The following is a 10,865-nucleotide window of genomic DNA, read 5'->3' on the forward strand; positions in this document are numbered from 1 at the left end:
TCCCGGTCCGGGATGAACTCGACCCGCCGGTCCGCTGCGCTTCGGGTGTGGCGTTCTTCGATGCTGGCCCGGTGGTGGCGTTCGCGCCAGGCGCGGGCCTTGGCCCGAAACCGGGATGCCACGAGGTCCCCGGCCGGACACCCGCGGGCCGGGTTGGGTGCGTCGGAGTCCAGGAAGTGCGCTTCCAGGGCGGCCGCTCCGGCCGCATCCAGGGACGCGGTTTCGTCGACGATGATCCGGGCGTGCTGCCAGGAGATCGTCCCGGCCTGCAGGGCGGCCAGGGTCAGCGGCAGCGCCGTGGTCAGTGCCAGGGATTCGGACAGGAGGGCCCCGGCGGTGCGTTCGCTGACGGTCAGGACACAGGCGACCTCGGCGACCAGGGCCATCGCCTGGGCGGTGCGTTCCTGCGGCAGCCCGGCCGGCGGCGCCAGGGCACTGGTTGCCTGCACGTAGTCGGCGGCGAGCTTCACCTTCAGCGCGGCGGTCCGGGCCTCCAGCCGGGCGACTTCGGCGAGGCCGTCCAGGGCATCATCCGCCTGTCGCCGCAGCGGATCGGCGTCCCTCAATGGATCAGTGCCGGACGGATCAGCACGGTCAGCTCCCTCGCCGGCGAGGGCAGCAAGCGCGGCAACGGACGCAGCTACGGCAGCCAGGGCCCCACCGCTGTTCCCACCGCCATCAACGCTCCAAGTTTCAACGCCCGGAGCCGCTCTGCCTTTCATAGGCCAAGTCTAGGAGGGGGCACTGACAATTTTGATGGTGCTGCGGCGGGACGCTGGCAATGACGGACGCCGAATTCCTGTCGAGGAGACAAATGTCGGGGTCGTTGAGGCATGTCCTCCTTAGAACTGTCGGACGGCGGTGAGCAGGACCAGCCGCCATGACGGCGCGCTACCGCCGCAGTGGGGTCATCTGCGCGGCCACTTTCAGCCCGGCCGCTTTAGCCCAGCGCCCTCGGGTGCGCGGCGGCGTAGATCTCCCGCAGCGTATCGGCCGTCACCTGGGTGTAGACCTGCGTAGTAGTCACCGAGGCGTGTCCCAGCAGTTCCTGGACCACCCGGACGTCGGCACCGCCTTCAAGGAGGTGGGTGGCGAAGGAGTGCCGGAGGGTGTGCGGTGAAACGTCCTTAGCGATGTTGGCCTTGTCCGCGGCCGCCTTCAAAATGGTCCAGGCGCTTTGCCGGCTGATCCTGCCGCCTCGGGCGTTGAGGAACAAGGCAGGGGTGCCCTTGCCCTTGGCGGCCAGCAGGGGCCGGCCGCGGACGAGGTAGGCGTCGAGGGCGCGGGCTCCATAGGATCCGAGCGGGACGAGGCGTTCCTTGGAGCCTTTGCCGAACAGCCTGACGATCGCCGGGCCGTCGACTTCGCCGCCCTGTTCGGGCGTGTGCAGGGAGATGTCGTCGACATCCAGGCCCACGGCCTCGCTAATGCGGGCACCGGTGGAATAGAGGAACTCGAGCAGCGCGCGGTCGCGCAGGCCGGTTGCCGTATCCGTGCCGGCGGCCTCGAGGATCCGGGTGACCTCGTCGACGCTGATGGCCTTGGGCAGCCGCTTGCCGGGCATGGGCGGGTGAACGTCACTTGCCGGATCGGTGGGAGTGACGCCTTCGAGTGCCCAGAACTTGTGGAGTCCGCGCACGGCCACCACATTCCGGGCCGCCGAGCGGATGCCCAGAGCGGAACCGCCGTCGGATCCGTCGGAAAGGGCCTGGACGAAGCCGGTGACGTCGTGCCGGGTGATCTCGGCGGGGCGTTCCCGGCCCGTGTGGGCGAGGTGCCTGGCGTAACGGGCCAAGTCCCGCCGGTAGGCAGAGAGGGTGTTGGCCGCGAGCCCCCGTTCGACGCCCATGTGTTGCAGGTAGTCAGTAATTGCGCGCTCTATCGCTGTGGGCGGCCGGGTGGGCGGGCGTTCAGGAGCGGCTGCCTCCGCCGGCGCCGGGGGTGGCGTCGGGTCCGGAAGTTGCGCAGGTTCCGAAGGCTCGGCAATCAGCGCATCGGTCATCGGCGCTGGTTGGGATGGGCGGGCCAGGGCGCGTCGGCCGGGCGGAGGCTCCCGAAGTTGTCGGCGCGGGCGGCGGCAGCGGCCAGCACGCCGACGACGGCGGACGGGTTGTGCAGGCGGCCTTCAAGCACCGCCTGCACGGCCTCGTCCAGCGGGGTCCAGTGCAGCTCGATTTCGGCTTCCTCGTCGGTGCGGACGTGCCGCTCATGTCCGGGCACCTCGCTCAGGCCGCGGGCCAGGTAGATGCGGATGGCTTCGCTGGAGGATCCCGGGGAGTTGAAGAAGTCCGCCAGGACGTTCCAGCGGTCCGCCACGAGGTCCGCTTCCTCGGCCAGTTCGCGGGCGGCGCCGATGACGAAGTCCTCGCCTTCGACGTCCAGCAGCCCCGCGGGGATCTCCCAGAGGTCCATGCCGACGGGGTGCCGGTACTGCCGGAGCAGCAGCACGTCGCCGGCGTCGTTCATCGGGAGAATGGCCACCGCGCCGGGATGGTCGATGTAGTCCCGGACCAGAGTGTCGCCGTCGTCGTTGAGCTGGAAACTGTCGCTGACCACGTCCCAGATCCTGCCTTCGTAGACCTTCCGGGAAGACAAAAGACGGCGCGGGCTCGGCTCATCCGAAACCTGCCGTGCAGCATTGGGGGTCTCAGACATACCGGGCATCGCGCCGTCCTTTGATTCAGTTGGAAATTACTTGGACGCTGCTGCCGACGAGGGCTTGGGCGCAGCGGCCGGGGCATCGGCCTTTGCACTGGCCGTGGGACTGGCCGCAGACCTGCCGTTGCTGGCCCGCTGGTGCCCAAGGGCAGCCTCGATCAGGCCCGCGAACAACGGGTGCGGGCGCGTGGGCCGCGAGCTGAGCTCGGGGTGCGCCTGCGTGGCCACGTAGTACGGGTGCACGTCGCGGGGAAGTTCCACGAACTCGACCAGCTTGCCATCGGGCGACGTTCCAGAGAACGACAGGCCCTTGGCGGCAATCTGATCGCGGTACTTGTTGTTGACTTCGTAGCGGTGGCGGTGCCGTTCGCTGACCTTTGTGGCGCCGTAGGTTTCGGCGACGACGGAACCTTCGTCAAGCTTGGCTTCGTACAGGCCCAGGCGCATCGTGCCGCCGAGGTCGCCCTTGCCGTCGACGATGTCCAGCTGCTCTTCCATCGTGGCGATGACGGGGTACTTGGAGTCCGGCTCGAACTCGGACGAGGACGCTCCCTCGAGGCCGACCACGTTGCGGGCGTACTCGATCACCATGCACTGCAGGCCCAGGCAGAGGCCCAGGACCGGGAGCTTGGTTTCGCGGGCGTACTTCAGGGCGCCGAGCTTACCTTCGAGGCCGCGGATGCCGAAGCCGCCCGGAACGCAGATGGCGTCGACGCCGTTCAGGGACTGCACGGCGCCCTCGCGGGTTTCGCATTCGTCCGAGGGGACCCAGCGGATCTTGACCTTGGTGTCATTGGCGAAGCCGCCGGCACGCAGGGCCTCCGTGACGGACAGGTAGGCGTCCGGCAGGTCGATGTACTTGCCCACGAGCGCGATCTCAACCTCGTGCTTCGGGTTGTGGACGGCGTCGAGCAGCTTGTCCCAGCTGGTCCAGTCCACATCCTTGAACGGCAGGTCCAGGGCGCGGACGATGTACGAATCCAGGCCCTGGGAGTGCAGGGTCTTCGGGATGTCGTAGATGCTCGGTGCGTCCGGGCAGCCGATCACGGCGTCGATGTCGACGTCGCACATGCGGCCGATCTTGTCGCGCATCGGCTGCGGGACTTCGCGGTCCGACCGGATCACGATTGCCTCCGGCTGGATGCCGATGGAGCGCAGCGCGGCAACGGAGTGCTGCGTCGGCTTGGTCTTCAGCTCCTGTGACGGGCCGATGTACGGCACGAGGGAAACGTGGAGGAAGAAGACATTTCCGCGGCCGATGTCCTGGCGGACCTGGCGAGCGGATTCAAGGAACGGCTGGGACTCGATGTCGCCGACCGTGCCGCCGATTTCGGTGATGATGACATCCGGGGCGTTCTTGCCCTCGGAGGGAAGCCGCATGCGCCGCTTGATCTCATCGGTGATGTGCGGGATGACCTGGACGGTGTCGCCGAGGTATTCGCCACGGCGTTCCTTGGCGATGACAGTCGAGTAGACCTGGCCGGTTGTGACGTTGGCCGATCCTTCGAGGTTTTCATCGAGGAAGCGCTCATAGTGGCCGATGTCCAGGTCCGTCTCGGCGCCGTCGTCAGTGACGAAGACTTCGCCGTGCTGGAAGGGATTCATCGTGCCCGGATCCACGTTCAGATAAGGATCGAGCTTTTGCATTGTTACAGACAGACCGCGGGCCCGCAGGAGGTGGCCGAGGCTCGAAGCCGTCAGTCCCTTACCGAGCGAGGACGCTACACCACCGGTGACGAAGATGTGTTTGGTCGTCTTGGACGAGCCCGGAAACCGGGAATTTACACGAGAGTTTGATCGCTGCACCACGGGGTTTGAGCTTATCATCAATTCGGCCTTCCACGGGCTCCTTGGCGGGATCCCGATGTGATTGTTGTCCTAGCAGCGGTCCGTGCGGGAATCCTTGCGGAGGTCCCTGCCGGACCGCCTAGATTTGCGGCAGGAGTTTGGCGTCGTCCAGCAGCTCCTGGGCGTGGGCCTGGGCTGATTCCGAGTCCTCCTGGCCCGCCAGCATGCGGGCCAGCTCGCGGACCCGCTCTGACTCGTCCAGCAGCTGCACGTCGCTGGAGGTGAAGCCCGTGGCGGTAGCGCCGTTGGCGCCCCGCACGGAGGTCTTGGTGACCCTGATGTGCTGGTTCGCGAAGGCGGCCACCTGCGGCAGGTGGGTCACCACGAGGACCTGGACGTGCTGGGCCAGCATCGCCAGCCGGCGCCCGATCTCGACGGCGGCACGGCCGCCCACGCCGGCGTCGACCTCGTCGAAGACGAACGTCGGGACGGGATCGACGGCGGCCAGCACCACTTCGATGGCGAGCATGACGCGGGAGAGTTCACCGCCCGAGGCGCCCTTGCCCAGCGGCCGGGCGGGCGCGCCGGAGTGCGGCTGCAGCAGGAACGAGATCTCATCGACCCCAAACGGTCCCAGCTGGCCTGCGGGCTCCACGTTGATGACCAGGGTGGCATCGGCCATGGCCAGCGCGGTCAGCTCGGCACTGACCCGTGCGGAGAGGTCCTTGGCGGCCTTCGTGCGCGCCTTGCTGATCGTGGCGGCCTTCTTGCGGAGCTCGGCTTCGGCCCGGGCGACCTCGGCGTCCAGCGATTCGATCCGGGTGGAGTCGTCCTGGAGTTCCTCGTGCCGGGCCCGGGCGGCCTCGGCCCAGACCAGCACCTCGTCGATGCTCGGCGCATACTTGCGGACCAGCTTGGCCAGCGCGGCCCTGCGGTCCTCGATTTCAGCGAGCCGTTCCGGGCCCTCCGTGTCAAGGGCGGCCTGGTAGCTGGCGAGTTCCGCGGCGATGTCGTTGAGCAGGAAGCCGACCTCGGCCAGGCGCGCCGCGGCTGACCCCAGCTCCTCGTCGTGTTCGGCAACATGCTCCAAAGTGCGCTTGGCGGCGTCCACTAGGGTGGTGGCATCGGCGTCTTCGCCGAAGTCCTCGGCGATGAGCGCCTGGTGGGCGGTGCTGGCCGCGATCCGGAGTTCCTCGACGTTGGCCAATTTCACGGCCTCGGCCTTGAGGGCATCGTCCTCCCCCGGCTGCGGGTCCGCGGCGTCGATCTCGGCCAGGGCAGCCTGCAGCGACTCTGCCTCGCGGAGGCGCTCACGGGCGGCACTGCGCAAGGCATCCAGCTCGCCCTGGCTGGCATGCCAGTGGGTGTAGAGGTCCTGATAGGCGGCAAGCGTGCCCGCGAGGCTCTTGCCTGCGAATTTGTCCAGGGCGCCGCGTTGCGCCACCGGGCTCTTGAGCCGGATCTGGTCCGACTGTCCATGCACCACCACAAGGGTTTCGCCGATTTCGGCCAGCACCCCAACCGGCGCGACGCGTCCGCCCAGGTACGCGCGGCTGCGGCCGTCGGCTCCGACGCTGCGGGCAAGCAGCAGTTCCACACCGCCGTCGAACTCCTCAACCTCCGCCCCGGCCTCGCGGGACCGCGCGACGGCGGCGTGCCCGGCGTCGAGCTTCAGCACGGCCTCCGCGGAGGCGCTCTTCGCGCCGCTGCGGACGGCGCCGGCGTCGGACCTGGCCCCGAGGAGCAGGCCGACGGCGGTGACCACCATGGTCTTGCCGGCACCGGTTTCACCGGTCACCACGCTCAGGCCCGGGCCCAGCGGCAGGATGGCGTCGGTAATGACGCCGAGGTCGCGGATACGCAGTTCTTCAAGCATGGTTCACTTCTCGGTTGAGGGATCTGGCGAGGGATCGGGTGCGTCACCGGGTTCCGCGTGGCGCGGCGAGGGCAGCGGCGGCATGGGACGGGGCGTGCGGATGATCGGGATGGGTCCGGTGTGGATCACCTCGGCCTGCGGCATGGGGCCGCGCCAGCCCTGGATCGGGAGCTCGAACTTGCGCACCAGCCTGCCGGAGAAGGGAGTCTGGCGCAGCCTGGCCAGCCGCACGGGCGTCGCTGAACGCGTCACTTCGACGCGCGCGCCGGGCGGCAGATCCACCGAGCGGCGGCCGTCGCACCAAAGGACGCCCTGCGCATCGGTCCGGTTCAGGATCTCGACCGCGAGCCTGGACCGGGGCGAGACCACGAGCGGCTTGGCAAAGAGGGCATGGGCACTGATCGGCACGATCAGGAGGGCCTCGACCTCGGGCCACACCACAGGACCGCCGGCGGAAAACGCGTAGGCCGTGGAACCGGTGGGCGTGGCCAGGACCACGCCGTCGCAACCGAATGAGGTCAGGGGGCGTTCGTCGACTTCCGTGACCACCTCCAGCATCCGTTCCCGGTTGCCTTTCTCGATCGCGGCCTCGTTGAGGGCCCACGTGTGCCAGATCTTCTGTCCGCGGACCCAGACCTGGACGTCGATGGTCATGCGCTCTTCCACGGTGTAGTCACGGCTGGCGATCCACTCGACGGTCTGGGCGAGGTCCGCCCGCTCGCTCTCGGCCAGGAACCCCACGTGGCCGAGGTTGACCCCGAGCAGCGGCACGTCGACCTCGCGGACCAGCTCGGCAGCGCGGAGGATGGTGCCGTCCCCGCCCAGCACCATGACGAGTTCCACCTCAGGCAGCTTCACGTGATCGTGGAGGACCTCGACGGGATGATCGAGCCGGCCGAAGAACCGGACCATGTCGCCGAGCTCGTTCTCCTGCAGCACGGGGACCAGCCCGGATTCATGCAGCAGGGCACACGCTTCCCAGGCAGCCTTGAGGGATTCCTCGCGCCCTGTGTGGGCCAGGATAAGGACACGCCTGCTCATCGGGTTCCGCCTTCTGGTGGTACTAGTGGTTCGGCCAGATTGTTCCGAGCAACGCAGCAACGGCTGCGTCCCGCTCCTCGATCTTAGGCGGGACTTCCGACATCGCGCGTTTTATCCACAGGAAGTATTCGACATTGCCGTCCTGGCCGGGCAGCGGACTTTGGGCGAGGCCTTTCAATTCGAGCCCCGCGTCCGCGGCGGCAGCTGCCACCTTGCCCACGGCCATCCGGCGTTCCCGTTCCGAGGTGACCACGCCGGTCCGGCCAAGCCGGTCCTTGCCGATCTCGAATTGTGGTTTGACCATGAGAACGAGGTCGCCGCCGGGCTCGGTACAGGCCCTGAGTGGCGCCACCACCAGGGTCAGCGAGATGAAGGACAGGTCCGCCACCGTCAACGCGGCCAGCCCACCGATTTCCTCGGGCGTCATGTACCGGACGTTGAGGCCTTCGTGCACGGCAACGCGGGAGTCGTTCCGGATTTCCGGCACCAGTTGGCCGTGTCCAACGTCCACGGCCACCACGTGGGCGGCACCGCGCCGAAGCAGCACATCCGTGAACCCGCCGGTTGAGGCACCGGCGTCGAGGCACCGTTTGCCCACGACGTCGACGGCGGGAAAGGCATCCAGCGCGCCGGCCAGCTTGTGCCCGGCGCGGCTGACGTAGCCGTCCTCGGCGGAGGCCGTGACGTCCAGCGCGGCGTCATCCGGGATCTGCAGTGACGCCTTGGCGAGGACCTCGCCGCCGGAGCTCACCTTGCCCTCGGAAATCAGCCGGGCGGCATGCGTCCGGGACCGAGCCAGCCCCCGGCTGACGAGCGCCTGGTCCAGCCGGCTCACGATCCCCCGTCCCCGGCAGCATGGATCCGGCGCGCCACATCGGCGGGGCCGGCCACGTCTTCGTTCAGGGCCTCCAGCAGGGCGTCATGCATGCCCGCATAGACTTCGCCGTGTCCGGACACAGGCGTTTGCCGCACGGCTTCGAGGCGGTCCAGCACGGCACTGACGGCCGCGTCCTGGACTTGAGCCTGCTGTTCTTGTGCCGCGTGCCCGGACGGTTCCGCCGAGAGCCGCTGCGACGGCAGGTCAGGCCAGGCGACGTCGGCCGCAAGGCTCGGCGCCTCCGCTGGCAGCTCGTTTGGGGCCTGGTTTAGCGCAAGATTGGGCGCAGAGTTTGACTCCTGGTTTGGCTCGGTCATGTCTCCAGCCTAGTGATCAAGCCATTCGAGGACCGGAGCCAGTGCGCTGGTCGTCTCGGGGTTCGCAGCCCACCAGGCCGAACAGGCGGCACGCCATGAATCGAGGTCCGCCGGATCGCCACTGATGTGGACTGACTGTCCTCGGACGATCGCCGAGGCCATACCGCTGCGGAACCGCCCGGCGTCGTGCTCCACGGCAGGGTATGGCGCGTACAGGCCGGTCAGGTCATTGATGAGGAAATCGGGGCGTTCCATGGACTTTGCGGCGAGGATCGATTCCCTGGTGTCCACTCCGGTCAGCACAGCTACCGTGGCGAATCCGGCGTTGTTGCCGCCCAGGATGTCGGTGTCCAGGCGGTCACCGACGACGAGCGGCCGGTCCGCGGCCAACCGCTTGGCGGCGGTGTGGAACAGCGGCGCCTCGGGTTTGCCCGCCACGATCGGGCTCTTGCCGGTCGCGGCCGCCACGGCCGCCACGAGCGTCCCGTTACCGGGGGCAATTCCGCGCGCCTGGGGAATGGACCAGTCCGTGTTGGTCGCCACCCAGAGGGCGCCGCCGGCGACGGCGTACGACGCCTCGGCGAGGTCCTTCCACCCGAGGTCCGGGCTAAAGCCCTGCACGACGGCGGCGGGGTCATCCTCCGCGCCGCGGACCGGGACAAGACCGACCAGCTCAATTTCCTGGGCCAGCGCGGCGCTGCCGGTGATCAGCACGCGGGCCCCGGCCGGCAGCAGCGAGGCCAGCAGCGCTGCCGCCGCCTGCGAGGAACTCACCACCTGATGGTCCTCGGCGGGGGCGCCGAGATCGCGTAGGTGTTGCGCCACCTCCGCCGGAGAACGGGAGGCGTTGTTGGTGACGTAGCCCAGCCCGACGCCGACACCGGCCAGCCGACGCAGCGACTCGACGGCCCCGGGGATGGCATGGGGGCCGGCATAGACGACGCCGTCGAGGTCGGCGAGCAGGGCATCAAAGGTGGAGATCAGGGCGGTACCCGTCATGCGGCTAGTCCTCCACACGTTCACGCTGGGCAGGCTCTGAGTCGTCGACGAGTTCCTGATCCGCCTCAGCGTTCGGTTCCCCGTCGGCTTCTTCGTCAGCTTCATCATCGGCTTCATCGAGTACGTCGGCTTCCACCGAATCCTGGTCGGACTCGCTGTCGTCGGACTCGAAGTAGTCAGCTTCGGCGTCGTCGGTGCTGTCGCCGATCGCGTTCAGTCCGGTCTCCCCCGCTGCGGTGCCGGCGGCTTCTGCCGCGGCAGCGGCACTGACAGCACGCGGAGCGCGCTCTTCGGATCCGGCGTGCGAGTCGGCATTTTCCTGCTCACGGAGCCGGCGCTGCCGGTTCTCCTCGCGGGCCTCTTCTTCCTCGTCCCAGCCGAGATCGATGATGTCGGGTTCCTCGTCGACCCCAAGGCCCAGCGCGTTTTCTGCCACCGTGGCCTGCCGTTGCCATTTGGCGGCTTCGGCAGCGCGGCCGGCCGCCGTCAGCGCGTCAGCGTAGGCACGGAACAAGCGAGGGCTGTAGGAAAAGGCGCGGTTGATGTCCAGCTGCGGGATTTCCAGTTCGGAAACCGCGGCGTCAAGCTGCCCGAGGTCGGTGCGGGCACCGGCTGCCACGATAGCCAGTTCCACCTTGCCGGGAGCGTCCAGATCCTTGGCCTCGTCAGATCGGGCCATGTCCAAGGCACGGTCAGGGCGGCCAAGGCCACGTTCGCAGTCGGCCATGACAGGCAGGTGCATGTTGGAGCCGCTGATCCGGCGGTAGGTGCGGAATTCCCGGAGGGCCTCACCATAGTGGCCGGCTGCATAGGCGGTCAGGCCGACAGCTTCGCGGACGGACGCCAGGCGTCCGCCGCGGCGGCTGGCTGCCAGGGCATGCTGGAAGGCAAGCTCAGGTTCCTCGTCCAGAAGCCGTCCCGCCATGACCAGGTGGCGGGCCACCCATTCGGCGCTGGTGCCTTCGAGGGTCTTGATCTGGTGCTGGGTGGCGCGGTCAAGTTCCTTGCCCGTGACGTCCTCGTCGATCTGGGGTGAACGCTCCCGGTCGGGGCGGTTGGCGCTGCGGAGATCGCGGGCATTGGGCACGCGTACCGGACGGTCTTCCGGGCGGTCCCGCCCGTACTGGCGCGGGCCTGAGTCGCCACGGTCGAAGCTCCGTGCCGGACGGTCCTCGCGGTTGCCGAACGGCTTGCGGTTTTCGCCGCTGCCATAAGGCTTGCGGTCACGGTCGCCGCCGCCTCCGCCGCCGAAGCTGCGCTGACCGCCGCCTTCACGCGGAGCACGATCACCATAGGGCTTGCGGTCACG

Annotated in this window: 9 protein-coding genes and 1 pseudogene; all 10 read right to left on the bottom strand. The window is 68.4% G+C overall.

Annotated elements, in window-relative coordinates; translation table 11 throughout:
* Positions 1 to 722: pseudogene (locus BLS42_RS19765) on the bottom strand (endonuclease); the annotation flags it as partial.
* 218 nt (positions 723 to 940) lie between these two features.
* A complete protein-coding gene (gene xerD, locus BLS42_RS19770; protein ID WP_256336594.1) occupies positions 941 to 2,002 on the bottom strand; it encodes a site-specific tyrosine recombinase XerD in 1,062 nt (353 codons plus the stop codon).
* A complete protein-coding gene (locus BLS42_RS19775; RefSeq protein ID WP_090584050.1) occupies positions 1,999 to 2,664 on the bottom strand; it encodes an NUDIX domain-containing protein in 666 nt (221 codons plus the stop codon). The genes xerD and BLS42_RS19775 overlap by 4 nt, the downstream gene beginning before the upstream one ends.
* 27 nt (positions 2,665 to 2,691) lie before the next feature.
* On the bottom strand, positions 2,692 to 4,485 hold the full coding sequence (locus tag BLS42_RS19780) for a CTP synthase (protein WP_090584051.1): 1,794 nt from the start codon (positions 4,483 to 4,485) through the stop codon (positions 2,692 to 2,694).
* Between the two features lie 100 nt (positions 4,486 to 4,585).
* Positions 4,586 to 6,322, bottom strand: coding sequence for a DNA repair protein RecN (gene recN, locus BLS42_RS19785; RefSeq protein WP_090584052.1), 1,737 nt, complete (start codon positions 6,320 to 6,322; stop codon positions 4,586 to 4,588).
* Between the two features lie 3 nt (positions 6,323 to 6,325).
* On the bottom strand, positions 6,326 to 7,363 hold the full coding sequence (locus BLS42_RS19790) for an NAD kinase (protein ID WP_090584053.1): 1,038 nt from the start codon (positions 7,361 to 7,363) through the stop codon (positions 6,326 to 6,328).
* A gap of 22 nt (positions 7,364 to 7,385) precedes the next feature.
* Positions 7,386 to 8,198 carry a TlyA family RNA methyltransferase gene (locus tag BLS42_RS19795; RefSeq protein WP_176803594.1) on the bottom strand — a complete coding sequence of 271 codons (813 nt, stop codon included), beginning with the start codon at positions 8,196 to 8,198 and terminating at the stop codon, positions 7,386 to 7,388.
* Entirely contained in the window at positions 8,195 to 8,557 is a 363-nt protein-coding gene (locus BLS42_RS19800; RefSeq protein WP_090584055.1) for a hypothetical protein, read from the bottom strand. The genes BLS42_RS19795 and BLS42_RS19800 overlap by 4 nt, the downstream gene beginning before the upstream one ends.
* Before the next feature lie 9 nt (positions 8,558 to 8,566).
* Positions 8,567 to 9,556, bottom strand: coding sequence for an HAD-IIA family hydrolase (locus BLS42_RS19805; protein WP_090584056.1), 990 nt, complete (start codon positions 9,554 to 9,556; stop codon positions 8,567 to 8,569).
* 4 nt (positions 9,557 to 9,560) lie between these two features.
* Positions 9,561 to 10,865 (bottom strand): hypothetical protein (locus tag BLS42_RS19810; RefSeq protein WP_256336595.1); only part of this gene is annotated, 1,305 nt, incomplete at its 5' end.

Source organism: Arthrobacter sp. ov407, from assembly GCF_900102895.1.
Classification (GTDB): Bacteria; Actinomycetota; Actinomycetes; order Actinomycetales; family Micrococcaceae; genus Arthrobacter.